Raw genomic sequence first — 25,493 nt, 5'->3', positions numbered from 1 at the left:
CGCGGTCAGAAGTCGCGGCCGGGGATGCGGGCCAGGATGCGCAGGTCGGGGCCGATGCGGTCGATCGCGCCCCATTGCAGAACCTGGGCGTCGGACAGCGCGGCCAGCGGGCCGAGCCGGGCCATGCCCAGGCCTTCGCCGATCAGCCGGGGGGCGAGGTAGACCAGCAGTTCGTCCACCAGGCCTTCGCGCAGCAGCGAACCGTTGAGCTGGGTGCCGGCCTCCACGTGCACCTCGTTGACCTCGCGTGCGGCCAGGTCGCGCAGCGCAGCGGCCAGGTCGACTTTCGCCGCGGTGGGCGGCGTGCCACCGGGCAGGCGCACCACGGTGGCGCCGCGCGCGCGCAGGGCGTCGGCCTTGGCCTCGTCGCCGACGGCGTGGTAGACCAGCAGCCGGCGCGCGGGGCCGAACAGCCGCGCCGTCGGCGGCAGCTGTAGCCGGCTGTCGATCAGCGCCAGGTGCGGCTGGCGGCTGGTGGGGACCAGGCGCACGTCCAGCAGCGGGTCGTCCTGCAGCACGGTGCCGATGCCGGTCAGCACCGCACAGGCGCGGGCGCGCCAGGCGTGGCCGTCGGCACGGGCCGGCGCATCGGTGATCCATTGGCTGCGGCCGTCGGGCAGCGCGGTGCGGCCGTCCAGCGACGCCGCGACCTTCATGCGCACCCAGGGCGTGCCGCGCTGCATGCGGCTGAAGAAGCCGATGTTCAGCGCCCGGGCTTCGTCCGCGCAGGAGCCCATTTCGACGGCGACGCCGGCTGCTGCCAGCCGGGCCAGGCCCTGGCCGACGACCCGGGGATTCGGGTCCACGCAGGCCGCGACGACGCGGGCGACGCCGGCGGCGATCAGAGCGTCGCAGCACGGGCCGGTGCGGCCATGGTGCGAACATGGCTCCAGCGTGACCCAGGCCGTGGCGCCGGCGACCGCATGGCCCTGCGCCTGCGCGTCGCGCAGCGCCATGATCTCGGCGTGCGGCCCGCCGGCCTGCTGGGTGAAGCCGCGCCCCAGTACGCGGCCGGCAGCGTCGGCCAGCACGCAGCCGACGCGCGGGTTGGGGTTGGACAGGGTCAGCGCGCGTTCGGCCAGGGCCAGCGCTTCGGGCATGTGGTCGATGGTCACGCCGGAATTCTCGGCGATGACGCCGTCAGCGCCGTTCGTGCCAGCCGGCCCGTGCGCCGGTGGTGCGCGCGGTGCGCAGCACCACCGGCGCGGCGCCGGGGTACTGCACCAGCACCTGGCCCTGGCCCGGCAGCCGCTGCAGCACGGCTTGCCCCGGCGGCACGCGGGCCATGCCCGGCGACAGCGGTGCCAAGGCCCCGTCCGCGATGCCGAACGCCGGTTGCGCTGGCGCATCGCCGGTCAGCAGGTTCAGCACCGACAGATAGGTCTGTCCATCGGTCCAGGGCCGGCCTGCTGCGCCGTGGGGCACCACACTGTGGACCAGGACCTTGTAGCCCTCGAAGCCCTGCGGGTTGAGCAAGACCCGCTGGCCGGGCCGCGGCAGGTCGATCCACCAGCCGCGCTGCGCGGTGTCGCCGGCCGGTGCGCCGGCGACACCGTAGTAGTCCGTGCCGTGCAGCGTGACCGGGGCGGCATAGGTCCGTGCGGCCATGATGGCGGGCCGGGCGCAGTCGGCCGTGCCGGACTGCAGCGGCCCGCTGCCGTCGTCGCGCACGCCGTAGATCGATTGGGGGCGGGTGTCGCCGCGGTCGCCGGGCCGCAGGTGGCGGCCGGTGCCGAACACCAGCATGATGCCGCCGCGCGGATGGGGCGTCGCATGAGGCGCGGTCGTGATCGGCTGCGGCCGGCCTTGCGCGTCGCAGGCCGTGAACAGGGGGCGGCCTTCGTGCGCGACTCGCCACTGGTGTTCGCCGCCAGCCAGGTCGAACCGCCACAGCCGGCCCTGCAGGTCGCCGGCGTAGGCGCGGTCGATGCGGCCGTCGCCGTCGACGTCCAGGAGCCGCGGCATCGACAGTCCGTTGCTGCCGGCGTACGTGCAGGGGCCGAAGGACGGGCAGGGCGTGAGGCGGGCCAGTTCGCGCGCCTGGTCGAGGTACTGGAACAGCAGCACCGGCCGGTCGGCGCGGCTGAAGTAGCCATTGCCCACGACCAGCGCCCAGCGGCCGTTGCCGAGCTGCACGACGTGGCGGGCGCGGTTGGCGGCGTCGTCCGCGAGCACGGGCGGGCTGAACAGCTGGCCGATGTCGGCATCGGTGCTGTCGCTGAGGTCCGCCAGCACCCGGTCCGGGGCGAAGGCCTGTGGTGCGTTCACGTCCAGCACGAAGAAGCCGCGCCCACCGCTGCCGAGCCCGGCGACGAGCAGCGGGTGCAGGGCACCCTCCGGCCCGATCGGCGCCTCGCCGCCGAAGACCGGACCGTCGACCGCGGCATCCCGGGCGCCGGCCGACAGGCGCGGCAGCAGTCCACGCGGCGCGTAGGCGAAGCGCTCCTGGCCGTCGTCGGCGTCGAAGCCGTGCAGCATGCCGTCGTGCGCGCCGACGTAGACCATCGCAGGTCGGTCTGGCGAACCGGCGCGCACCGGCCATGGCAGGGCGTTCAGCACGGCGCCGAGGGGCGCAGCATGCAGCCGCGCAGCGAGCGCATCGGACGGGCCGCGGCGGTCGGCATCGGCGACGGCGCCGAGCACGATGTGCCGCGGTTCGCGGCTGTCCGCGGATCGGCGCGGCTGCAGCAACTGCGCTGCCTGCCAGAGCGGCTGCGCGGTGTCGACGGCCGAACGGACGACCAGCAGGTCGCCAGCGCCGGTGGCCGGATCGTACTGCGCGACAAAAAGGCGCGGGCTGCGCTGCGGCAGCGCCGGCTCGGCGGCCATGCCGCTTGGCTGCCATTGCGCATGCGCGAGCGCCGCCTGCCATGCCAGCAGGCCCAGGATGGGGACGCGCCAGAGGGGCTTCATTGGAGTTGCGTGCTCGGATAGGGAACGAACAGGCTCTTCACGACGGCACGCGTGCCGGGGTGCAGGCCCTGCGCCAGCACGGTGATGCGGTAGACGAAGGGCCGGTTCGGATCGGGCGCGGCGTGGTGCGGGGCGGCAGTCGCGTCGTTCTGGTAGCGGAAGATCTCGACCCAATACCAGGCGCGGGGCCGCGTCGCCTCCGGCGCTGCGGCGTCCGCATCGGCCTGTGTGTATTGGCCGAAACGGGCCGCGTGTGCCAGGGCGTCCGGCGCGTCTTCGAGCGCGGCCAGTGCCGCGAGGCTGGCCGGCGCGCAGATGCCGTCGCGGCACGGAAAGCGCGCGCCGACCTGCAGCAGCGCCCGCACCTCATCGAATTCGGCCAGGCTTTGCGGGAAATAGGGTGCGGCCGGCAGCATGCCCGTGCCGCGGGTCCGGCAGCCGACGAAGCCTGCAGCGGGCTGCGCCGGATGCACCCGATCGGGGCGGCATGGGCTGCCGTCGGCGCGGGCGCCGAGGATGTCCGCCTCGGCGTCCAGCAGCACGGCTTGCGCATCGGCCTGCGCGCGCAACTGGTCGGCCTGCCGGCCCGTCTGCATCTCGTGCAGCAGGCCCATGCGGCCTGCTGCCAGCACGGCCATGCTGGCCAGCATCAGCGCCACCAGTACGCTGATCAGGGCGATGCCGCGGGTCCGCATCGTCGGCTTTCACAGCGCGGCGTTGCGCAGGGCGAAGGTCGCGTGCGCGACCTGCCGCAAGCGGCCGTCGGCTGGCGTTTCCAGGCCCCGGCAGTTGCGCACGGTGGCGGCTTGCGGATGGCGGCCGTCGCCGCGGACCTGCAGGCACACCTGGATCGCCCCGACGTCCTGCCAGCGGCCCGCGACAGCGTCCGCGGCGACGAAGTGGAACGGCGCTGCCGGGTCGGACGGGGTGCGCAAGCCGTAGTGCACCTGGAAGTCCTCCACGCCGTCGGCGACGACCTGGCTTCCCGTGGCGGCATGGGCGCCCAGGCAGCGCAGCGTGTCTCCGGACAGCGTGAAGCGGCTGTCGATGCGGACGCCGGTGCGCGATGCGTCGGGCCGGTTGCCCAGGCAGTCACGGGCCTCGCCATCGTCTTCGCGGCTGACGGCGAGCACGTCGGGCCGTCCGCCGGCCCCTTCCTCGCCCTGTACCGAGTGGCCACTGCCGGCATAGCCGTCGAACGCGGTGCTGAAGCGCACCGTGCCCTGCGGGGTCTCGACCAGTTCGATGGCGCCGGCCGGCTGCAACTGCTCGCCGATCGTCAGCAATGCCACCTCGACGCGCTGCTGCAACCGGAAGGCGTCGCCCTGCAGTCCGGCCGAGGCTTGCATGAAGGCCAGCGTGCCGAAGGCGGCCAGCGTCACCATCATGCCGATCGCCAGTGCCGTGACGAGTTCCAGCAGCATCACGCCGCGCTGGGCGTCAGAGCGAGGCGTAGACGACATGGCACAGGTGGTCCTGCGGGCACTCCAGCCCGTGCTGCTCGCGGGTGAGGACGCGCGGCTGCTGGGCCGCGTTGCGCGACGGCCATGCAACGGCGATGCCGATGCGGTGCGATCCTTCTGCAGCGGGAAACACGGTGGCGTTGCCGCCGCGCACACTCCGTGCCAGTGCGGCGCGCCAGGATGCCAGGTCCGCGCGGGCCAGTTCGGTGCCTGAGCAGCGGCGTTCCTCGCAGCCCGGTGCGGCCGGCTGTTCGTCCCAGCCGAGCCGATAGTCGCCGCGCGCCACGGCATGGTGGTTGAACAGCATGCGGTTGGTCAGGTCGTGGATGGCCAGTACCGCAGCCGCGCGCGCGGCGGAGTCGCGGCCATCGGCCAGTTGCCTGGCCTGGGTCCAGGCGAGGCCGCCCACGCCCAGCGCCAGCACGAGGATGGCGGCCAGCGACTCGACGAGGGAAATGCCCTTCTGGGCCCGGCGCTGGGAGGGGCGGTGTGCGCGTTGCTTCAGCATGATGTTTGTCCTTCGATGGTGCGAACCCTGCCGGTCCGGTTCATGCACAGGGTGATGGCGTGCGATGTGGTGGCCACGCCGAGGGAGGTGTCGGCCGGCAGTCCGACGACGAATTTGTGGGCGACCTGCGCCGGTTGTCCGGAGCGGGCGTAGGCCAGCGTGGCGCCGCCGCCCGGGTGGACGAGATGGAGCCCATGGTGCAGTTCGAAGCGCTGCAGCACTTCGCGCTCGTGCTCGGGGCCGGTGGCCACGATGTCCCAGCCGCAGTGCCACTCGTCGGCGGAGCGCAGCAGCAGGCCGCAGTCCTCGCGGCGGGCCAGGGAGACGGTGGCGTTGCGCCGCAGGGCTTCCCAACGGACCCACTGCAGCGCCGTCGTCAGTTCCGTCCGGACGGCGGCGATGCGCTGCTTCTGCAGTGCATGGTGAAAGGACGGCGCGGCCAGCCCTGCCAGCACCGCCAGGATGGCCAGGCAGACCAGCGCCTCGACCATGGTGATGCCCCGCGCCGTGCGGCGTGCGATGCGGGCCGGGTGGAGAGGTGGAGGGAACAAGAAGCGCCTCAGGACGAAGGTCAACTGAGGCGCAGTCTATGGATGCAAATGGTTACAAACAATGTGCAAAGATCACGGCGAGAGTGCTCTGCATACGATCTGTGAAGTAGTTAGCGACGCACCTCGTCGACCAGCGTCTTGAACTCCTCGATGTCCGCGAAGCTGCGGTAGACGCTGGCAAAGCGCACGTAGGCGACCTCGTCCAGCTTCTTGAGTTCGCGCATGACCAGTTCGCCGATGCGGCTGGACGGCAGTTCGCGCACACCCAGGCTCAGCAGCTGCTCCTCGACCCGCTCGATCGCGGCATCGACGAGGGCGGTTTCCACGGGCCGCTTGCGCAGTGCCAGCGCGAACGACGACCGCAGCTTGCCCGGGGAATAGTCCACGCGGCGCCCGTCCTTCTTGACCACCGCCGGAAAGCTGACCTCCGCCCGCTCATAGGTCGTGAAGCGCTTGTCGCAGCCGCTGCATTGGCGGCGGCGGCGGATGAAGCCGCCGTCCTCCGAGACGCGGGTCTCGACGACCTGCGTCTCGGCGTGGCCGCAGAACGGGCACTTCACGCCACAGCCCGTTCAGCGGTAGACCGGGAAGCGCTGCGTCAGTGCGGCCACCTTCTGGCGCACCTGGGCCAGGTTGGCCTCGTCGCGCGGGTTGTCCAGCACGTCGGCGATCAGGTGGGCCGTGGCATGGGCTTCGTCGGTGCCGAAGCCGCGCGTCGTCATGGCCGGCGTGCCGACGCGGATGCCGCTGGTGACCATGGGCTTTTCCGGGTCGTTCGGGATGGCGTTCTTGTTGATGGTCATGTGGGCGGCGCCCAGCACGGCCTCGGCTTCCTTCCCGGTGATGCCCTTGGCGCGCAGGTCGACCAGCATCACGTGGCTTTGCGTGCCACCGCTGACGATGCGCAGGCCGCGCGCGGTCAGCGTCTCGGCGACCACGCGGGCGTTGTCCAGCACGCGCTGCTGGTAGGCCTTGAACTCGGGCGACAGCGCTTCCTTGAAGGCCACGGCCTTGGCGGCGATCACGTGCATCAGCGGGCCGCCCTGCAGGCCGGGGAACACGGCGCTGTTGATGGCCTTCTCGTGCTCGGCCTTCATCAGGATGATGCCGCCGCGTGGGCCGCGCAGGCTCTTGTGCGTGGTCGAGGTCACCACGTCGGCATGCGGCACCGGGTTCGGGTAGACGCCGGCCGCGATCAGCCCGGCATAGTGCGCCATGTCGACCATGAAGAGCGCGCCGACGTCGCGCGCGACCTTGGCGAAGCGCGCGAAGTCGATGTGCAGGCTGTAGGCCGAGGCCCCGGCGATGATCAGCTTGGGCCTGCATTCATGTGCCTTGCGCTCCATCGCGTCGTAATCGATGGCCTCCTGCGCGTTCAGTCCGTAGCTGACCACGTTGAACCACTTGCCGCTCATGTTCAGCGCCATGCCGTGCGTCAGGTGGCCGCCCTCGGCCAGGCTCATGCCCATGATGGTGTCGCCCGGCTTCAGGAACGCCAGGAACACGGCCTGGTTGGCCGAGGCGCCGCAATGCGGCTGCACGTTGGCGGCATCGGCGCCGAACAACTGCTTGACGCGGTCGATGGCCAACTGCTCGGCCACGTCCACATGCTCGCAGCCGCCGTAGTAGCGGCGGCCGGGATAGCCCTCGGCGTACTTGTTGGTCAGTTGCGAACCCTGGGCGGCCATGACAGCGGGCGAGGCGTAGTTCTCGCTCGCGATCAGCTCGATGTGGTCTTCCTGGCGCCGGTTCTCGGCCTGGATGGCGGCGTACAGCTCGGGGTCGGTGCGTTCGATCAGGATGTTGCGGTCGTACATGGCAGTCCTCACAGCGTCGGCCTTGTAAATGGTTACAAGGGCTGCCCAGGCGAACGGCTGAACGCGGCGCCGAAAAAACACAGATGGCCGCGGTACGCTTCCCAGTGGTTGTCGAGGAGCTGTGGTGAGTCCGGCGGGTCCACGTCAGCAGCGGATCTGCGCATGACCGCTGCCTATCGCCAGTTGCGTACGGCCGCTAGTGTAGCCGAGGCCACCGGCCCGGCCCGGGAAGGCTCAGGACGCGTTGGACAGCGAGACCAGCGTCTCGTCGGCCGTGGTCTGCACGGGCTCCGCGTCGCGCGTGCCACCGGCAGGCGCGACGGCCGGGATGGTGCGCGGCTCGGGCGGCGGCAGTGCGCGGCCGGTGGCCACCTGGAACAGCCGGGCGTGCTCGGCCATGACCTTGGCGGCATAGGCGCCGCCTTGCTCGCCCAGCGCGTCGCCCACGTAGTGGCGCAGGCCGCCTTCGATCGAGCCGGCGCGCGCGATGCATTCCTGCAGCACCTTGACGCCGACCTTCAGGTTCGTGAGGGGATCGAACGCGGCCAGCGTGCCGCCGAAGCGCTCGTACTTGGCGGTGTGCACGCGTGTCATGACCTGCATCAGGCCCTGGGCGCCCACGTGACTCTGCGCGAAGGGGTTGAAACCCGATTCCACGGCCATGATGGCCAGGATCAGCGTGGGGTCCAGCTTGGTCTTGCGGCCCACCTCGAAGGCCTCGGCCACCAGGGCGCCGACGGGTTCGGGCGCGACGCGGTACTTCTTGCTGATCCAGAACGCGACAGCGGCCTGCTGCTTGGGCAGTTCGGCCGGATTGGTGGCGGTGGCGCGCTCGATGGCACCGGGCTCGGAGGGCTGCCATGCGGCCTCGGTGGTCGCGATGTGCCGCTCCTGCAGCCAGCCCATCAGCTCGATCTCGGCCGTGTGGCGCAGGTCGGGGCGCGCCAGGGCCACGCCCGCCGCCACCGCGACGGCCAGCCCCACCAGCGCGAAGCCGTTGTGCGTGATCTCGAAGAACCCCTGGGCGACGTCCGACCCGAAGGTCTTCAAGCCATGCCCGAAATTCCGCAGTAGTTCCATACCTTCCTCGTCTCAGAAACCGCCGCGACGTCGTAGAACGAGGCGGGGCTTGTCGATCGGATGGGGTCCATGTGTCCGGAACCGCGGACGTCCTGCGCTGGCAGGAGGGCGATTCATCGGCCGGCTCTGCGGCGCTGCGGGTAAACCCCAGAGGCCCCGCTTGGGGGCTGGCGGCGATTGTAGGAGGGGTCTTAATAACGAGTCAAGAATTAAGAATTGATTTCTTATGCGTATTTGCGTGATAAAAATAAGAAAAGTGGTGTTTTCTGTCAACACAAGCACATCAATGGCCACCTCTGCTGCCATTGAGACGTTGGCTTTGCCAGGTCCGTGGAAGCGCACTACATTGGAGGCGCTTGCACGACGCGAGCATTCCCCGGTAGGAGCGATTCGGCGGCATTCGTGCCAATGGTTGCAGCCCCGGACCCAACGAAGGCAATGCATTGCCTTCACCGCACGGCAGGACGTTGATCTCCATGCCTGCGACGACGGCGGCGAAAGACGATGAGTCCGCTGCCAAGCCCGGCGACAGGCCACCCTGTCGCCGGGCTTTCCATTTGGGCCGGGGCAAGTACGATCCGGCCATGTTCGCCCCGCTGCTTTCCCGTCTTCCGCCCTGGCTGCGCCGCACGCTGCTCGTCCTGCTGGCACTCGCCTTCATCTGGAGCGCCGGCATGCTGTGGGTGCCGGCCATCGTCAAGCCGCAGGCCGAGCGCGGCCTGGCGCAGGCGCTGGGTCGGCAGGTGGCGATCGGCGCGGTCGAGTTCCGCCCCTGGAGCCTGGAGCTCACGCTGCGCGATCTGGCGGTGCGCACGGCCGACGGAACTGGCGATCAGCTGCATGTCGCGCAGATCTATGCGAACGCGGCGCTGACGTCGGTATGGCGGCTGGCGCCGGTGCTCGATGCGCTGTCCGTGGACCAGCCGCGCCTGGTGCTGCGCCAGCAGGCGCCCGGCCAGTACGACATCGACGACATCCTGGCCAGGCTGTCGGCGCCGTCTCCCGAGCCGAAGGCCGAGAGCCGGCCACCCTCGTTCGCGCTGTACAACATCACGCTCAACGGCGGCAGCGTGGACTTCGAGGATGCGGTGGTCGGCCAGACGCACGAACTGCGCGGCCTGCAGCTGGGCGTGCCGTTCATCAGCAACCTGCCGACCTACCGTGAGGTCGAGACCGAGCCGCGGCTGGCGTTCCAGCTCAATGGCAGCCGTTTCGACTCCGCCGCGCAGAGCACCCCGTTCGTGGCCTCGCGCCGCACGGCCGCCAGCCTGCGCATCGCCGACCTCGACGTGAAGCCCTACCTGGGCTACCTGCCGCGCAGCCTGCCGGCACGGCTGCTCGCCGGCGTGCTGGATGCGGACCTTCAGCTGGAGTTCGAGCAGACGCCCGCGGCCTCGGTCGTGCTGCGCGGGCGGTTGCAGGCGCACGGCCTGCAACTGCACGATGGCGCGGATGGCGAGCTGCTGCAGGTCGCGCGCATCGGCGTCGATATCGCCGAACTGCGGCCGCTGGAGCAGCTCGTGAAACTGCAGGCGGTGGAGATCGATGCGCCGCAGCTGCAGCTGCGGCGCGATGCGGCCGGCCGGCTGAATGTCGCGCCATCGTCCGCGGCCGGCGGCGCAGCGCCGGCGCCGTCGACCTCCGCGTCGGCGGCCGCGCCCGCGTCGGCACCCGCATCGGCGGCCACGGCCGCCCCGGCGGAGGCTCAGGCCGGCTGGCGCGTCACGCTGGCCAAGGCCTTGCTGCGCGATGGCCGCATCGGCTGGCGCGACGCGGCGGCCGCGCCATCCGGTCCGCCTGCCGAACTCGTGCTGCAGCAGCTGTCGCTGTCGCTGGAAGACGTGGCCTACCCGTTCGCCCAGCCCGCGCGCCTGCAGGGCTCGGCCGAACTCGCCGGCACTGGCGGAGCCGCGCCGGCGCAACTCGAGTTCCAGGGCCAGGGCACCGACCAGGCGGCCGATCTGCGTGCCAGCATCGCCCAGTTGCGCCTGCAGCCGTTCGCGGCCTACCTGGCCGGCGTGCTCAAGCCGCGGCTGGAGGGCGAGCTGTCGGCCGAGCTCGGCGTGGCCTGGAACGCCCAGGGCGGCCTGGTCGTGACGGCCGAGCGCGCGACGCTGGCCCAGCTGGCGCTGAAGACCGAGGGTGCGCCCCAGGACATCCGGGCGCTGGAGCTGCGCGGCGCCCGCATCGATGTGGCCCAGCGCCTGGCCGACCTCGGTGCCGTGCGCATTGACCGTCCGCGCGCCGCCGTGGCCCGTGGCGCCGACGGCCGCTGGATGTACGAGGCTTGGTTGCAACCGCAACCGCAACCGCAGGCCGCTGCGGCCAAGGCCGAGGACAAGCCGTGGACCGTGGCGCTGCGCAGCCTGGCCGTGGAGCAGGGTGCCGTGTCGTTCTCGGATGCCGCCGTGCCGCGGCCGGTGGCGCTGGACCTGCAAGCGCTGCAGGTGCACGTCGGCGCCTTGCGCTCGGACCAGCTGAAGCAGCCCGTGCCGGTGGAACTGTCCGTTGCCGTGGGCGCGGGCCGTGCGGCGCCCGGCCGGCTCGGCCTGCGCGGCCAGCTGACGCCCGAGCCGCTGGTGCTGCAGGCCACCCTGGACGCGCAGAAGCTGCCGCTGCATGCGCTGGAGCCGTATTTCGGCGATACGCTGAACCTCGAGCTCGCGCGCGCCGACGCCAGTTTCAAGGGCCAGCTGCGCTATGCGGCCCAGGCCGGCGGGCCGGCCCTGCGGGTGGCCGGCGACCTGGGCGTGGAGGATTTCCGCGCGCTGCAGCGCGGCGACCGGCCTGCGCGCGGTCGCGAGCTGTTGACCTGGAGCGTCCTGCGCCTGCGCGGCCTGGCGCTGCAGTTGGCGCCCGGCGCGGCCACGTCGGTCGCCGTGCAGGACACCGCGCTGAGCGATTTCTACGCCCGCGTGATGATCGACGAGACCGGGCGCATCAATCTGCAGGACCTGGTCAAGTCCGCGCCGGCCGATGCGGCGCCCGCGGCGGCCGGCAAGGCGGCGGCCGGCAAGTCCGAGGCCGGTCCGCCGCCCAGCATCCGCTTCGGCCCGATCGCGGTGCAGGGCGGCCGCGTGCTGTTCTCCGACCGCTTCATCAAGCCCAACTACACGGCCAACCTGACGGAGCTGCAGGGCCGGCTCAGCGCCTTCGACTCCGCCGGCGCGGCAGGCAGCACGCCGGCCATGGCCGACCTCACGCTGCGCGGCCGCGCCGAGGGCACGGCCGCGCTGGAGATCGACGGCAAGCTGAACCCGCTGGCCAAGCCGCTGGCGCTGGACATCCGCGCCAAGGTGCGCGACCTGGAGCTGCCGCCGCTGTCGCCCTATTCGGTCAAGTACGCCGGCCACGGCATCGAGCGCGGCAAGCTCAGCGTGGACGTGCACTACGAAGTGCTGCCCAACGGCCAGCTGACCGCCAGCAACAGCCTGGTGCTGAACCAGCTGACCTTCGGCGACCCCGTGCCCGGTGCGCCGGCGAGCCTGCCGGTGCGCCTGGCCACCGCGCTGCTGGCCGACCGCAACGGCGTAATCGACCTGAACCTGCCGATCCAGGGGTCGCTGAACGACCCGCAGTTCAGCCTCGGCCCGGTGATCCTGAAGGCCATCGGCAACCTGATCCTGAAGGCCGTGACCGCGCCGTTCAGCCTGCTGGCCGGTGCCTTCGGCGGCGGTGGCGAGGAGCTCGGCCAGGTGCCGTTCGCGGCCGGCAGCGCCGTGCTGGACAAGCCGGCCGAGGAGCGGCTCGACAAGGTGGCCCGGGCGCTGGCCGACCGGCCCGGCCTGAAGCTCACGGTCGTCGGCACGGCCAGCGAGCAGGTCGAGCGCGAGGGCTTCAAGCGGGCGCGGCTGGCGCGCATGGTGCGGGCCGAAAAGCGCCGGCAGTCGCTGGCCGTCGGCCAGCGGGCTGCGGCCGGCGCGGCCGATGGCGCGCCCGTGCAGGTCGGCGCCGACGAGTATCCGGCGCTGCTCAAGGCGATCTACCAGCGCGCCGACCTGAAGGACAAGCCGCGCAACGCGATCGGCCTGGCCAAGGACCTGCCCGTGCCCGAGATGGAACAGCTGCTGCTGGACGCGATGACGGTCCCGGACGACGCCATGCGCGACCTGGCGGTGCAGCGCAGCGTGGCGGTGCGCGACTACCTGGCCAGCCGCCAGGTCGCGGCCGATCGCATGTTCCTCGGTGCGCCCAAGACCGTGGACGGCGGCGCGGGCTGGTCGCCCCACGCTCAGCTGGAGTTGGCCACCCCCTGACACACCCCAAGGGACCGGGGCCGCAAATCCGGCGAAAATGCCGGGCTCGGCGCGCGCTCTGGCGGGCCCCCATCGTTTTCTGCGGCCGCCTGCATGCCGGGGCGGCCGCAGCCACTTTTCGCAGAACACCCGTGGTGACATCGACTCCCTCCAAATCCCAAGACACCCAGGCGCTGGACGCGCTGACCGGCGGCGCGTTCTCGGCGCCGACTTCGGGCGAGCGCGCCGCACGCGTGCGTGAATGGCTGGCCGGCAACCCGGACGCCGAGCAGATCCAGCAGGTCTTCCAGGAACTCAGCGTGCGCGACCGCGGCGCGGCCAAGCCGCTGCGCGAGAAGCTCGACGAGATCAAGCGCGCGCGTGGCCAGGAGGCCATCGCCGCCGAATGGGCGGCCAAGGCCGAGACCCTGCTGGCGCTGCAGCGCCTGAACATCGCCGACGCCATGGCTTGGCAGCGCGACGCCGCCAAGGCCGGCGCGCCGCTGTCGCGCGAGCCGCTGGCCTCGCTGAAGACCCGGCTGGCCGAGCGCGTGCGCGGCATCGAGGATCTGCAGCACCGCGTGCAGGTGCAGCGCGAGGCCGCCGTGCTGCTGGCCCAGCGCATCGAGGTGCTGTCCACCAAGCCCTGGCAGGATGCGCTGGCCCAGCTCGGCGTGCTGCAGGCCGACGTCGCGCACTGGCAGGAGCAGGCCGCCGGCCTGGCCGGCGATGCCAACTGGGCCAGCGTGGACGGCAAGTTCCCGCCGCTGCTGGAGAACTCCAAGGCCCAGCTGCTGGTGGTGTGGGAGGCCTTCCAGGGCGCGCTGGAGCAGGCCCGCGTGGCCTCCGAGGACGTCGCCGCGCCGCTGCCGCCGGTGCAGATCTGGGCCGATGCGCTGCGCCTGGCGCGCGGCGAGACGCTGGAGCCGCCGGCTGCGTCCGAGCCCAGGCCGGCCCGCCCGGCCGTCGATCCGGCCCAGCGCGAGCAGGCCGAGCAGCGCGTCGCCGAAGCCCTGCGCCGCGTGCAGCAGGAGGTGACCGAGGGCCACGGCAAGGCCAGCGCCGCCGCGGCCACCGCGCTGCGCAATGCCTTCAAGGAGCACGGCCGCCTGATCGGCGAGAAGCTGGAGGCCGAGGTGCATGCCGCGCTGGCCTCGGCCGGCGAGCTCGAAGGCTGGCAGCGCTGGCGCGCCGACCAGCTGCGCGAGGAGCTGGTCATCAAGGCCGAGGGCCTGCTCAAGCGCCCCGAGGGCCATTCCCTGGGCGGCCGCAAGATGCAGGAGACGCTGCGCCAGATGCGCGAGCAGTGGAAGCAGACCGACCAGGGCGGCCCGGCCAACCATGGGCTGTGGCGCCGCTTCGACGAAGCCTGCAACGCCGCGCACAAGGTCGTCGAGGCCTGGCTGGACAAGCGCAAGGCCGAGGCCACCGAGCACAGGGCCCAGCGCCAGGCGCTGCTGGACGAGCTCAAGGCCTGGGGCGCGGCGCACGCGGCCAGCACCGACTGGAAGGACCTGTCGCGCGGCCTGCATCAGTTCGAGAACCGCTGGCGCGAGGCCGGCCACCTGGGCGAGAAGGCCTTTGCCGAGCTGCAGGCGCAGTGGAAGCAGGCGCTGCAGGAGGCCGGTGCCGGCCTGGAGCAGGCGAAGCAGGCCAGCGTGCAGCGCCGCCAGGCCCTGATCGAGGAGGCCAAGGCGCTGGGTGCCGCGGCGCAGCTGCGCATCGACGCCGTCAAGGCGCTGCAGCAGCGCTGGCAGGCCGAGGCGCAGAGCGTGCCGCTGGAGCGCAAGTTCGAGCAGAAGCTGTGGGATGCCTTCCGCAAGCCGATCGACGAGGCCTTCCAGCGCAAGACCGAGGAGCGCGAGAAGGCCGCCGCCGCGCTGAGCGCGGTGGACCGCGCCGTGCTGGACGCCGCGCGCGCGCTGCAGGCTGCCAACGCCACCGGCGATGCGCAGCAGATCAAGGCCTCGATGGCCGCGCTGGAAGCCGCGACGCGTGGCCAGGCGGCGGCCGTGGCCGCTGCTGCGGCGGCCGCCGCGCCGGCCGAAGCGCCCGCCGCGGCGGCACCGGCCGAAGCGGCACCGGTCGAAGCGGCGGCGCCTGCCGAAGCCGCGCCCGCCGCCGAAGGTGCCGAGACGGTGGAAGAGGCGGCGCCTGCTCCGGTGCCGGCCCCGGCGCCGCGCAAGCCCGTCGTGGCCGTGCGCGGCGACGACCGCCCCGGCGCCCGTCGGCCGGAGCCGGCGGCGGCGCGCGGCGGCCGTTTCGGCGACAGGGACCGCGACGGTGGCCGTGGCCGCCCCGGCGACAAGCGATTCGACCCCCGCCGCGACGAGCGCGGCCCGCGGTCCGAGCGCGGTCCGCGCCTGGGCGATGCCGCCTTCCGCGCCCAGCGCGAGGCGCTGGAGAGCGCCCAGGCCGCGCTGCGCAAGCTGGCGGCCCAGGCCCATGGCGAGGTGCTGACCAACCTGCTCGGCGCCTGGGAGAAGCGTGCCGCCGACCAGGTGCCCAGCGCCCAGGAGCTGGGCCACGGCGTCACGCCGGCCGTGCGCGGCCAGTGGGTGCAGAGTATCGGCGGCCCGGCCGGCGACGCCGATGCCGCGCGCGAGGCCCTGCTGCGCATGGAGATCGCCGCCGAGGCGCCGACGCCGGCCGACCAATTGGCCGCGCGCCGCATGCTGCAGCTGCAACTGCTGACACGGCGCGGCGATCCGTCCCCGGCCCAGACCTGGGCGCAGGACGCGGCCAAGGTGCTGGCCAGCCCCTACGACCAGGCCACGGCGCGGCGCGTGCAGAACGTGCTGAAGGTGCTGCTCAAGCGCTGACCGCGCCGCGCACGGGCCCATGAAAAAAGCGCCCGCGGGCGCTTTTTTTGCTGGGGCCTGCGCGACCGCCGCTCAGACGCGCTTGCGGTACTCGCCCGTGCGGGTGTCGATCTCGATGCGGTCGCCCTGCGACACGAACAGCGGCACGGACACTTCGAAGCCGGTGGCGATCTTGGCGGGCTTGAGCACCTTGCCCGAGGTGTCGCCCTTGACGGCCGGCTCGGTCCAGGTGATCTCGCGCTCGACGCTGGTGGGCAGTTCCACCGAGATGGCCTTGCCTTCGTAGAACACCACTTCCAGCGGCATGCCGTCTTCCAGGTAGTTCAGCGCGTCGCCCATGTTCTCGGCTTCCACCTCGTACTGGTTGTACTCGGCGTCCATGCAGACGTACATCGGGTCGGCGAAGTAGGAATAGGTGCACTCCTTCTTGTCCAGCACGATCTGGTCCATCTTGTCGTCGGCCTTGAACACGACTTCGGTGCCGAAGTTGTTCAGCAGGCTCTTGAGCTTCATGCGCACGGTGGCGGCGTTGCGGCCGCCGCGGCTGTATTCGGTCTTGAGCACGACCATCGGATCCTTTCCGTGCATGATCACGTTGCCGGCGCGGATTTCTTGAGCGATCTTCATAAGCGTTCAGTAGGGGAGGTTGGAAAGCCCGGCAGGTGGAAGGCGGCCGGGGCGCAACCCCGGACTCTTCGCTGGGCTGCGTCGGATGTTGCGAGAAATCGCAAAGCCCACGATTTTATCGTTTTTCGGCTGCGAACCGGAGCAGCTGCGCCGCCAAGTCCGGCTGGGCCAGCAGGCGCCGGCGGGCCGCTTGCACGCAGTCGCGCCACTGCTGCAGCAGCGCCGCGGTCAGCGGCGGCAGCGCGGCGTCGGCCAGGCCGTTCCAGGCCAGGTGGGCCTGGCGCAGCGAGGCCGGGGCCTGCAGCCAGTCCAGGAAGGCCAGCAGCTTGGCCGCGTGGGCGCCGTCGTCCTGCGGGTAGATCTGCCACAGCAGCGGCTGGCCGGCCCACAGCGCGCGGACCAGCGAATCCTCGCCGCGCACGCAGTTCAGCGCGCAGGCCCACAGCAACTCGTCGAAGGCCGGCTGCGGCCGCGCGGCCAGCCAGGCGACGGGCCCGGCCGGCGCCAGCGCGCGCACCGCGGCCGCCGCGCGGCCGGGCGTGACCAGCAGCTGCGCCCCGGCCTCGGCCACGCGTGCCAGCAGAGCGGGCAGCGCCGGCGGTTCGTAGCAGAACAGCGAGACGGCAGGCCGGTCGATGCCTTCGCGGGCGCGCCACGCCGCCGGGTCGAACGCGGCCTGGCGCGCCAGCAGGTCCGGCTCGCGCAGCAGCCCGCCGGTCGACGGCGTGAAGCCCGGGTAGTAGAACCAGCGCGTGCAGCCCGCCGCAGGGCCGGCCAGCAGCGGCGAGGGCAGGGCGTGGCTGCGCTCCACGTACGGCTCGGCCGACAGGTATTCGAGGTTGATCCACACCGGCCGCGGCTGGCGCGCGGCGATGGCAGCCAGCACGGCGCCGGGCAGTTCGCAGCCGAAGGCTTCGACGACCACGTCGCCCAGCCCGTCGGCCGGTGCAGCGTCCGGCCAGGGGCGCACCTGCACGCTGGCCTGGCCGGCGGGCGCCATCCAGGCCAGCGCGCCGGCGTCGTCGCACCACAGGCGCACGCGCTCGCCGCGCCGGGCCAGGTCGGCGGCCAGCCGCCAGCTCACGCCCAGGTCGCCGTGGTTGTCGATCACGCGGCAGAACAGTTCCCAGTTCATCGGGCTTCTCGGCGGTTTTCTCAGCGGGCCGGGTCGGGTTCCATGGGCGGCATCGTAGCGGCCGCCGCCGGCGGCCAGCATGCCGCGGCGGTTCGCGCCGGCTGCGGCCTGGCGCATGATGCGGCCCGTTCGCAACGCAGGGAGATGCAACCGATGGAGACGACGACGGAGACGCCGCTGGCCCTGGCCGGCGTGCGCGTGGTCGAGATGGGGCAGCTGATCGCCGGCCCCTTCTGCGGCAAGACGCTGGCCGAATTCGGCGCCGACGTGGTGAAGATCGAGCCGCCCGGCGGCGGCGATCCGCTGCGCAACTGGCGCCTGATCAGGAACGGCACCTCGGTCTGGTGGCAGGTGCAGTCGCGCAACAAGCGCTCGCTGGCGCTGGACCTGCGCCAGCCCGAAGGCCAGGACGTCGCGCGCCGGCTGATCGCCGAGGCCGACGTGCTGATCGAGAACTTCCGCCCCGGCACGCTGGAGGGCTGGGGCATGTCGCCCGAGGAACTGCACCGGCTGAACCCGGGCCTGGTGATGCTGCGCATCTCCGGCTACGGCCAGAGCGGCCCGTACCGCGACCGGCCCGGCTTCGGAGTGGTCGGCGAGGCCATGGGCGGCCTGCGCCACCTGACCGGCGAGCCCGGCCGCGTGCCGGTGCGCTGCGGCGTCTCGATCGGCGACACGCTGGCCGCGCTGCACGGCGCCATCGGCGTGCTGACGGCCCTGTACCACCGCAGGGTCAACGGCGGCCAGGGCCAGGTGATCGACGTGGCGTTGCACGAGGCGGTGTTCAACTGCATGGAGAGCCTGATCCCCGAGTACAGCGCCTTCGGCGCCGTGCGCGAGGCCGCCGGCAGCGCGCTGCCCGGCATCGCGCCCAGCAACGCCTACCCCTGCAGCGACGGCTGGGTGCTGGTGGCCGGCAACGGCGACAGCATCTTCAAGCGCCTGATGGGCGCGATCGGCCGGGCCGACCAGGCGAACGCGCCCGACCTGGCCGGCAACGCCGGCCGCGTGGCGCGCGTGGCCGAGATCGACGCCGCCATCGGCGCCTGGACCGCGCAGCGCACGGTGCAGCAGGTGCTGGACCAGCTGGGCGCCGCGCGGGTGCCGGCCGGCAAGGTCTACACCGCGCGCGACATCGCCGAGGACCCGCACTACCGCGCGCGCGACATGCTGCTGGAGCAGCCCACGCGGGACGGCTACACCGTCACCGTGCCGGGCGTGGTGCCCAAGCTGTCGGCCACGCCGGGCCGCATCCGCAGCAGCGCGCCGGGCCTGGGCGACGACACCGATGCCGTGCTGCGCGAGGCCGGCCTGACGGCGCAGCAGATCGCGCTGCTGCGCGCCAAGGGCGTGGTGGCGTGAGCCGGACGCGCCTGCCGGCCGGCAGGTGGCTCCGGGGCGGCGTGGCCACAATACGGCCATGCCTTCCCCGCATTCCGACGAACTGCTCGCCCAGGTCGCGGCGCTGCCCGCGCTGCCGGGCGTGTACCGCTACTTCGACGCTGCCGACCAGCTGCTCTACGTCGGCAAGGCGCGCGACCTGAAGAAGCGCGTCTCCAGCTATTTCCAGAAGACCCATGGCGGCACCCGCATCGGCCACATGGTGGCCTCGATCGCGCGCATGGAGACGACGGTGGTGCGCTCCGAGGCCGAGGCGCTGCTGCTGGAAAACAACCTGATCAAGGCGCTGGCGCCCAAGTACAACATCCTGTTCAGGGACGACAAGAGCTACCCGTACCTGAAGATCACCGCCGCCGGGTCGACCGAGCTCTCGACCTCGCGCCAGACCGCGCCGTCGGACTTCCCGCGCGTGGCGTACTACCGCGGCGCCGTGGACAAGAAGCACCGCTACTTCGGCCCGTTCCCGAACGCCTGGGCCGTCAAGGAATCCATCCTGCTGCTGCAGAAGGTGTTCCGCCTGCGCACCTGCGAGGACACGGTGTTCATGAACCGCACGCGGCCGTGCCTGCTCTACCAGATCAAGCGCTGTTCCGGGCCCTGCGTGCACCTGGTCGCGCCCGCCGACTACGCCGAGGACGTGCGCAACGCCGAGCGCTTCCTCGACGGCGACACGCAGCAGGTGCTGTCCACGCTGGAGCAGCGCATGCTGGCGCACGCCGAGAAGCTGGAGTTCGAGCAGGCCGCCGAGCTGCGCAACCAGATGGGCGCGCTGTCGCGCGTGCTGCATCAGCAGAGCATGGACACGGGCACCGACAAGGATGCCGACATCCTGGCCGTCAAGGTGCATGGCGGACGCGCCTGCGTGAACCTGGCCATGGTGCGCGGCGGCCGGCACCTGGGCGACCGGCCGTACTTTCCGAGCCACGTGGACGACGCCGTGGCCGTGCAGGCGGCCGCGGCGGAGGGCGACGCGCAGGCGGCCGCGACGGCCGAGGTGCAGGTGCTGGAGGCCTTCATCGCGCAGCACTACACCGGCGTGGCCGTGCCGCCGCTGCTGATCACCAGCGAGCCGGTCTCCAAGGACCTGATCGCGGCCCTCTCGGCCGACAGCGGCACGCGCGTGTCGGCCCAGCACCAGCCGCGCGAGCAGCGCCGCCAGTGGCTGGAGATGGCGCAGAAGAACGCCGCGCTGCAGCTGGCCCGGCTGCTGGCCGAGGAAGGTTCGCAGCAGGCGCGCACGCGCGCGCTGGTCGAGGCGCTGGACCTCGCGCCCGACGACCTGGAGCAGTTCCGCGTCGAGTGCTTCGACATCTCGCACACGGCCGGCGAGGCGACCCAGGCCTCCTGCGTGGTGTTCCAGCAGCACCGGATGCAGAGCGCGGAATACCGGCGCTTCAAGATCCAGGACATCACGCCCGGCGACGACTATGCCGCCATGCGCCAGGTGCTGACGCGGCGCTACGCCAAGTTCTCGCCGCAGGCCGCGGCCGAGGACGCCGCCACCGAACCTGCGGCCGCCGACGCGGCGAAGCCCGCCGGCCGCATGCCCGACCTGGTGCTGGTCGACGGCGGCCGCGGCCAGGTGTCGATGGCGCGCGAGGTCTTCAAGTCGCTGGGGCTGGACATCGGCCTGATCGTCGGCGTGGAGAAGGGCGAGGGCCGCAAGGTCGGCCTGGAGGAGCTGGTGTTCGCCGACGGCCGGCCCAAGGCTACGCTGGCGCGCGACTCGGCCGCGCTGATGCTGGTCGCGCAGATCCGCGACGAGGCGCACCGCTTCGCGATCACCGGCATGCGCGCCGCGCGCGCCAAGGTGCGCACCGGCGGCAGCCGCATCGAGGAAATCCCCGGCATCGGCCCCAAGCGCCGGGCCCGGCTGCTGCAGCGCTTCGGCGGCGTGCGCGGCGTGGCGGCGGCCAGCGTGGACGACATCGCCACGGTCGACGGCGTCTCGCGCGAACTGGCCGAGCGCATCTACAAGGCGCTGCACTGAGAAGCGGTGAGCGGATCTTTCACGCCCACGCGGGGCCCCGATGAACGTCCACTCGCCTCGCCTCGCCTCGCCTCGCCTCGCCTCGCCGATGCCGATGCCGATGCCGATGCCGATGCCGATGCCGCGCCCCGGGGCCTCGCCCGTCGGGCCGGGGCACGTCTCCCATGCGGGCGTTGCAGTCCCTGCCCTGGCACCGGCCAGGGCCGCGGCCTGCGCTTGCAGCCCGGCGCACCCCGTCGTGGGCGCGATCGATCCATTCACGGCTTCTGCTTCTGAGACCGGGGTCCGGCCGGCCTTTGGCCGCATGCCACAATCCGCCGCCATGTTCTGGACGATTCCCACCATCATGACGTGGACGCGCATCGTCGCGATTCCGCTGATCGTGGGGGTGTTCTACCTGCCGCTGCCGCCGGCCACCTGCAACCTGATCGCCACCGTGATGTTCGTGCTGTTCGCGGCCACGGACTGGCTGGACGGCTACCTGGCCCGCCGGCTGAACCAGACCTCCTCGTTCGGCGCCTTCCTCGATCCGGTGGCCGACAAGTTCCTGGTCTGCGCGAGCCTGCTGGTGCTGGTGCACCTGAACCGGGCCGACGTGTTCGTCGCGCTGATCATCATCGGCCGCGAGATCGCGATCTCGGCGCTGCGCGAGTGGATGGCGCAGATCGGCGCCTCCAAGAGCGTGGCCGTGCACATGATCGGCAAGCTCAAGACCACGGTGCAGATGGTGGCGATCCCGTTCCTGCTGTACGACGGGCGGGTGTTCGGCGTGGTCGACACCGGCGCTTGGGGCGCCTGGCTGATCTGGCTGGCGGCGGTGCTGACGGTCTGGTCCATGGTCTATTACCTGCGCAAGGCGATTCCCGAGATCCGGGCGCGCGCGCGTTGAGGAGCAAGCACCGATGAGCAAGCAGCGCATCGCCGTGATCGCCGGCGACGGCATCGGCAAGGAAGTCATGCCCGAGGGCCTGCGCGTGCTGGAGGCGGCGGCCAGCCGCTTCGGCATCGACCTGCAGTTCGACCACTTCGACTTCTCCAGCTGGGACTACTGCGAGCGGCACGGCAAGATGCTGCCGGACGACTGGAAGGAGCAGATCGGCGGCCACGACGCGATCTATTTCGGCGCCGTCGGCTGGCCCGAGAAGATCCCGGACCACGTGTCGCTGTGGGGCTCGCTGCTGCTGTTCCGCCGCGAGTTCGACCAGTACGTCAACCTGCGCCCGGCGCGGCTGATGCCCGGCATCGTGGCGCCCGTGGTGCGGCGCGACGGCAGCGCCCGCGCGCCCGGCGAGATCGACATGTACATCGTGCGCGAGAACACCGAAGGCGAGTACTCGTCCATCGGCGGGCGCATGTACGGCGGCACGCCGCGCGAGATCGTGATGCAGGAGACCGTGATGTCGCGCCACGGCGTGGACCGGGTGCTGAAATTCGCGTTCGACCTGGCGCGCACGCGCCCGAAGAAGCACCTGACCAGCGCCACCAAGTCCAACGGCATCGCCATCACCATGCCGTACTGGGACGAGCGCGTGGCCGCCATGGCCAAGGCCTATCCCGACGTGCAACTCGACAAGTTCCACATCGACATCCTGACCGCGCACTTCGTGCAGCGGCCCGATTTCTTCGACGTGGTGGTGGCCTCCAACCTGTTCGGCGACATCCTGTCCGACCTGGGCCCGGCCTGCACCGGCACCATCGGCATCGCGCCCAGCGCCAACCTGAACCCGGACCGCACCACGCCCTCGCTGTTCGAGCCGGTGCACGGCTCGGCGCCCGACATCGCCGGCCAGGGCATCGCCAATCCGATCGGGCAGATCTGGTGCGGCGCGATGATGCTGGAATTCCTCGGCCACAAGGACGCGCACGACGCGGTGCTGCGGGCGATCGAGGCCGTGCTCGACCCCGGGAGCGGCGCGCCGCGCACGCCCGACATCGGCGGCCGGGCCTCCACGCAGGATCTCGGGCGCGCGATCGCGCAGGCCCTCTGACGGCGTGCGCGAAGGCGCCGGCGGCAGCCGGTTCGCCAGCTGTAAAACAACTGGTAGCCTTGGCAAATCCGTCTAGAATCCGCCTCCGCGCCGACGCATGCGCCATGCGACTCGCGGAGGTGGCTCGGGCCACCGGCGCCGCCGCAACAATTCGTTTCCACTCCCCCTCGTCAGATGCGCGCCGCTTCCAGCGCGGGCCGTGGAGGCATTTCGTGTCGACTTCCGACCGCACAACCCAAGCGAGGCATCCTTCGTGAACAAGACTGAACTCATCGAACACATCGCCACCAACGCCGACATCTCCAAGGCCGCCGCGACGCGCGCGCTGGAATCGACGATCGAAGCGGTCAAGAAGACCCTGAAGAAGGGCGGCACGGTGTCTCTGGTGGGTTTCGGCACGTTCGCGGTCGGCAAGCGGGCGGCCCGTACCGGCCGCAATCCCCGCACCGGCGCGACGATTAAAATCAAGGCCGCCAAGGTTCCCAAGTTCCGCCCGGGCAAGGCCCTGAAAGATGCCCTGAACTGAACCACCGATGACGGTTGGGGTGCTTAGCTCAGTTGGTAGAGCGGCGCCCTTACAAGGCGTAGGTCGGGGGTTCGAGCCCCTCAGCACCCACCATCCCCAGCCAAGGCGAACGCTGCGTTCGCCTTTGTCATTTCTGCGAGAGCACGCCGATGTTCGATTTCGTCCGCCAGCACACCAAGATCATGATGGGCGTGCTGTTCCTGCTGATCCTGCCGTCCTTCGTGTTCTTCGGGCTGCAGGGCTATTCCCGGATGAACGAGGGCGGCAGTGCCGTCGCCCGCGTGTCCGGCGCGGACATCAACCAGGCCGAATGGGATGTCGCGCACCGCAACGAGGTCCAGCGGCTGCTGGCCCAGACGCCCAGCCTGGACACCCGCCAGCTGGATTCGCCGCAGGCCAAGTACGCCACGCTGGAGCGCCTCGTGCGCGACCGCGTGCTGGCCGGCACGGCCGACAAGGAGCACCTGGTGACGACCGACGCCCGGCTGGCGCGGGCGCTGCAGGAGGACCCGACCATCGCCAGCCTGCGCAAGCCCGACGGCAGCCTGGACGTGGAGCGCTACCGCGCGCTGGTGGGTGCCCAGGGCATGACGCCCGAGATGTTCGAGGCCAGCGTGCGGCACCAGCTCTCCGCGCGCCAGGTCATGGCCGGGCCGCTGGAGTCGTCGTTCGCCTCCAACGGCGCCGCGGACGCGGCGTTCGGCGCGCTGCTGCAGCGCCGCGAGGTGCGCGTCGCCCGCTTCGCGGCCGGTGATTTCCACGCCGGCCTGGCGCCCAGCGATGCCGACCTGGAGGGCTGGTACAAGGACCACGTGGCGCAGTTCCAGGCGCCCGAGCAGGCGACGATCGAGTACGTGGTGCTCGACCTGGACGCGGTCAAGCAGCACATCGCCGTCAACGAGGACGACCTCAAGACCTACTACGAGCAGAACCGCACGCGCCTGGGCGGCCAGGAGGAGCGCCGCGCCAGCCACATCCTGATCAACGCGCCCCGCAGCGCCCCGGCCGAGGAGCGCGCCAAGGCCAAGGCCCGCGCCGAGGAACTGCTGGCGCAGCTGCGCAAGGCGCCCGGCAGCTTCGCCGCGCTGGCGCGCGCGAACTCGCAGGACCCGGGTTCCGCGCCGAACGGCGGCGACCTGGACTTCTTCACGCGCGGCGCCATGGTCAAGCCCTTCGAAGACGCGGCCTACGCGCTGAAGAAAGGCGAGATCAGCGACGTGGTGGAAACCGATTTCGGCTACCACATCATCCAGCTGACCGACATCCGTGCACCCAAGGCGCCGAGCTTCGCCGAGATGCGACCGCAGCTGGAATCCGAGCTCAAGGCCCAGCAGGCCCAGCGCCAGTTCGCCGAGACGGCCGAGACGTTCACCAACACCGTCTACGAGCAGTCCGACAGCCTGAAGCCCGTCGCCGACAAGCTCAAGCTGGAGATCCGCACGGCCACCGTCACGCCCCAGCCCGCGGCCGGCGCGACCGGCGTGCTGGCCAACCCCCGCCTGCTGGAGGCCGTGTTCTCGGCCGATGCCACGCAGAACAAGCGCAACACCGAAGCCATCGAGACCGGGGCCAACCAGCTGGTGTCCGCGCGCGTGGTCCAGCATTCGCCGGCGCGCACGCTGCCGCTGGCCGAGGTGCGCGAACGCGTCCGCGAAGGCTGGATCGCGCAGCGCGCGGCCGAACTGGCCAAGAAGCAGGGCGAGGAGCGGCTGGCCCAGTGGAAGACGCAGGCCGATGCCGACGCCGGCCTGCCCGCCGCCATCACGGTCGCGCGCAACGAGGCACACCAGTTGCCGGCCAAGGTCGTGGACGCGGCGCTGCGGGCCGATCCCGCCGCGCTGCCGGCCTGGGTCGGCGTGGATCTGGGGGCGGACGGCTACGCCGTAGTGCGCGTGGAGAAGCTGGCCCCGGCCCAGCCGCTGCCGCCCGAAGCCGAGCAGCAGGCGCGCCAGCAATACGCGCAGACCTGGTCGCTGGCCGAGAGCCTGGCCTACTACGGGCTGCTGAAGGAGCGCATGAAGGTGCGGATCGACGTGCCCGAGCCGACTGCCGCGCAGTGAGTGGCGCGCGCCGCGCTATAATGCGAGGCTGTCGTGGTGGCTGTAGCTCAGTTGGTAGAGTCCCAGGTTGTGATCCTGGTTGTCGTGGGTTCGAGTCCCATCAGCCACCCCAGAAATTCATTGCAAGCGGTTCCGTAGACGCTCGGAACCCCGCACAGGTCCCTAAGTCGATCAACAGCTTAGGGGCTTTTTTGTGTCCGCAACGTCTCGATGGGGATCGAGACCGCGTGGCCCAGGGCAGGGAACATGATGGGGAACAAGCGGGCCTTTTTGCCGTGTTCTCCGGAGGCCTGTTCCCCCTGCGCACCGGTACCGAGTGCCGAAACGCCCCTGCCTGCCCCGAGGGTAAAAGCCGTCGTCGTCACCGCTGGAGGCCT

19 protein-coding genes, 2 tRNA genes and 1 riboswitch are annotated in these 25,493 nt (G+C 71.5%); of the genes, 10 read left to right on the top strand and 11 right to left on the bottom strand.

Features of this window, described 5'->3' with window-relative positions; all coding sequences use genetic code 11:
* Positions 1–5 precede the first annotated feature (5 nt).
* From ribD to QM782_RS04350, 9 genes are all read right to left on the bottom strand, one after another.
* Positions 6–1,100: a bifunctional diaminohydroxyphosphoribosylaminopyrimidine deaminase/5-amino-6-(5-phosphoribosylamino)uracil reductase RibD gene (gene ribD / locus QM782_RS04390; RefSeq protein WP_415205586.1), complete on the bottom strand. Its 1,095-nt coding sequence runs from the start codon at positions 1,098–1,100 to the stop codon at positions 6–8.
* A gap of 40 nt (positions 1,101–1,140) precedes the next feature.
* Positions 1,141–2,913, bottom strand: a complete 1,773-nt coding sequence (locus QM782_RS04385) for a pilus assembly protein (RefSeq protein WP_415201706.1) — start codon at positions 2,911–2,913, stop codon at positions 1,141–1,143.
* Positions 2,910–3,527: a hypothetical protein gene (locus QM782_RS04380; protein WP_415201705.1), complete on the bottom strand. Its 618-nt coding sequence runs from the start codon at positions 3,525–3,527 to the stop codon at positions 2,910–2,912. The genes QM782_RS04385 and QM782_RS04380 overlap by 4 nt, the downstream gene beginning before the upstream one ends.
* Before the next feature lie 90 nt (positions 3,528–3,617).
* The gene (locus QM782_RS04375; protein WP_415201704.1) at positions 3,618–4,376 is read right to left on the bottom strand and encodes a PilW family protein; all 759 of its coding nucleotides are present in this window, start codon (positions 4,374–4,376) and stop codon (positions 3,618–3,620) included.
* Positions 4,354–4,884 (bottom strand): type IV pilus modification PilV family protein, encoded by a 531-nt coding sequence (locus QM782_RS04370; protein WP_415201703.1) that lies wholly within the window; start codon positions 4,882–4,884, stop codon positions 4,354–4,356. The genes QM782_RS04375 and QM782_RS04370 overlap by 23 nt, the downstream gene beginning before the upstream one ends.
* A complete protein-coding gene (locus QM782_RS04365; protein ID WP_415201702.1) occupies positions 4,878–5,435 on the bottom strand; it encodes a GspH/FimT family pseudopilin in 558 nt (185 codons plus the stop codon). Before QM782_RS04365 ends, QM782_RS04370 begins: the two co-directional genes overlap by 7 nt.
* A gap of 110 nt (positions 5,436–5,545) precedes the next feature.
* The gene (nrdR, locus tag QM782_RS04360; protein ID WP_415201701.1) at positions 5,546–5,995 is read right to left on the bottom strand and encodes a transcriptional regulator NrdR; all 450 of its coding nucleotides are present in this window, start codon (positions 5,993–5,995) and stop codon (positions 5,546–5,548) included.
* Between the two features lie 12 nt (positions 5,996–6,007).
* Positions 6,008–7,252: a serine hydroxymethyltransferase gene (glyA, locus tag QM782_RS04355; RefSeq protein ID WP_415201700.1), complete on the bottom strand. Its 1,245-nt coding sequence runs from the start codon at positions 7,250–7,252 to the stop codon at positions 6,008–6,010.
* A 36-nt stretch (positions 7,253–7,288) separates the two neighbouring features.
* Positions 7,289–7,449, bottom strand: a riboswitch (ZMP/ZTP riboswitch).
* Between the two features lie 37 nt (positions 7,450–7,486).
* Positions 7,487–8,332: a transglycosylase SLT domain-containing protein gene (locus QM782_RS04350; RefSeq protein ID WP_415201699.1), complete on the bottom strand. Its 846-nt coding sequence runs from the start codon at positions 8,330–8,332 to the stop codon at positions 7,487–7,489.
* Between the two features lie 584 nt (positions 8,333–8,916).
* On the opposite strand from QM782_RS04350, the gene QM782_RS04345 reads away from it, so the two are divergent.
* A complete protein-coding gene (locus QM782_RS04345; RefSeq protein ID WP_415201698.1) occupies positions 8,917–12,588 on the top strand; it encodes a DUF748 domain-containing protein in 3,672 nt (1,223 codons plus the stop codon).
* Between the two features lie 134 nt (positions 12,589–12,722).
* The gene (locus QM782_RS04340; protein ID WP_415201697.1) at positions 12,723–15,389 is read left to right on the top strand and encodes a DUF349 domain-containing protein; all 2,667 of its coding nucleotides are present in this window, start codon (positions 12,723–12,725) and stop codon (positions 15,387–15,389) included.
* Between the two features lie 72 nt (positions 15,390–15,461).
* Here the strand turns inward: QM782_RS04340 and efp are convergent, their stop codons facing one another.
* Together efp and earP are read right to left on the bottom strand one after the other, a co-directional pair.
* Positions 15,462–16,016: an elongation factor P gene (gene efp / locus QM782_RS04335; RefSeq protein WP_415201696.1), complete on the bottom strand. Its 555-nt coding sequence runs from the start codon at positions 16,014–16,016 to the stop codon at positions 15,462–15,464.
* 115 nt (positions 16,017–16,131) lie between these two features.
* A complete protein-coding gene (gene earP, locus QM782_RS04330; RefSeq protein WP_415201695.1) occupies positions 16,132–17,151 on the bottom strand; it encodes an elongation factor P maturation arginine rhamnosyltransferase EarP in 1,020 nt (339 codons plus the stop codon).
* 153 nt (positions 17,152–17,304) lie between these two features.
* On the opposite strand from earP, the gene QM782_RS04325 reads away from it, so the two are divergent.
* The 8 genes from QM782_RS04325 to QM782_RS04290 all read left to right on the top strand — a co-directional run bounded on the left by QM782_RS04325 (position 17,305) and on the right by QM782_RS04290 (position 25,228).
* Positions 17,305–18,513 (top strand): CaiB/BaiF CoA transferase family protein, encoded by a 1,209-nt coding sequence (locus tag QM782_RS04325; protein ID WP_415201694.1) that lies wholly within the window; start codon positions 17,305–17,307, stop codon positions 18,511–18,513.
* Positions 18,514–18,571: 58 nt separating this feature from the next.
* The gene (gene uvrC / locus QM782_RS04320; protein WP_415201693.1) at positions 18,572–20,542 is read left to right on the top strand and encodes an excinuclease ABC subunit UvrC; all 1,971 of its coding nucleotides are present in this window, start codon (positions 18,572–18,574) and stop codon (positions 20,540–20,542) included.
* Positions 20,543–20,864: 322 nt separating this feature from the next.
* Positions 20,865–21,431, top strand: a complete 567-nt coding sequence (gene pgsA / locus QM782_RS04315) for a CDP-diacylglycerol--glycerol-3-phosphate 3-phosphatidyltransferase (protein WP_415201692.1) — start codon at positions 20,865–20,867, stop codon at positions 21,429–21,431.
* Positions 21,432–21,444: 13 nt separating this feature from the next.
* Positions 21,445–22,530, top strand: coding sequence for a tartrate dehydrogenase (locus QM782_RS04310; protein WP_415201691.1), 1,086 nt, complete (start codon positions 21,445–21,447; stop codon positions 22,528–22,530).
* 253 nt (positions 22,531–22,783) lie between these two features.
* Positions 22,784–23,056, top strand: a complete 273-nt coding sequence (locus QM782_RS04305; protein WP_415201690.1) for an HU family DNA-binding protein — start codon at positions 22,784–22,786, stop codon at positions 23,054–23,056.
* 17 nt (positions 23,057–23,073) lie between these two features.
* Positions 23,074–23,149, top strand: a tRNA-Val gene (locus QM782_RS04300).
* Positions 23,150–23,205: 56 nt separating this feature from the next.
* Entirely contained in the window at positions 23,206–25,116 is a 1,911-nt protein-coding gene (locus QM782_RS04295) for a SurA N-terminal domain-containing protein (RefSeq protein WP_415201689.1), read from the top strand.
* 36 nt (positions 25,117–25,152) lie between these two features.
* A tRNA-His gene (locus QM782_RS04290) sits at positions 25,153–25,228 on the top strand.
* Positions 25,229–25,493: the final 265 nt, after the last annotated feature.

The organism is Pseudorhodoferax sp. (assembly GCF_047601025.1).
Classification (GTDB): Bacteria; Pseudomonadota; Gammaproteobacteria; order Burkholderiales; family Burkholderiaceae_C; genus Pseudorhodoferax.
Note: the sequence above shows the minus strand (reverse complement) of the source record. Positions and strands in the feature narration are given on the sequence as shown.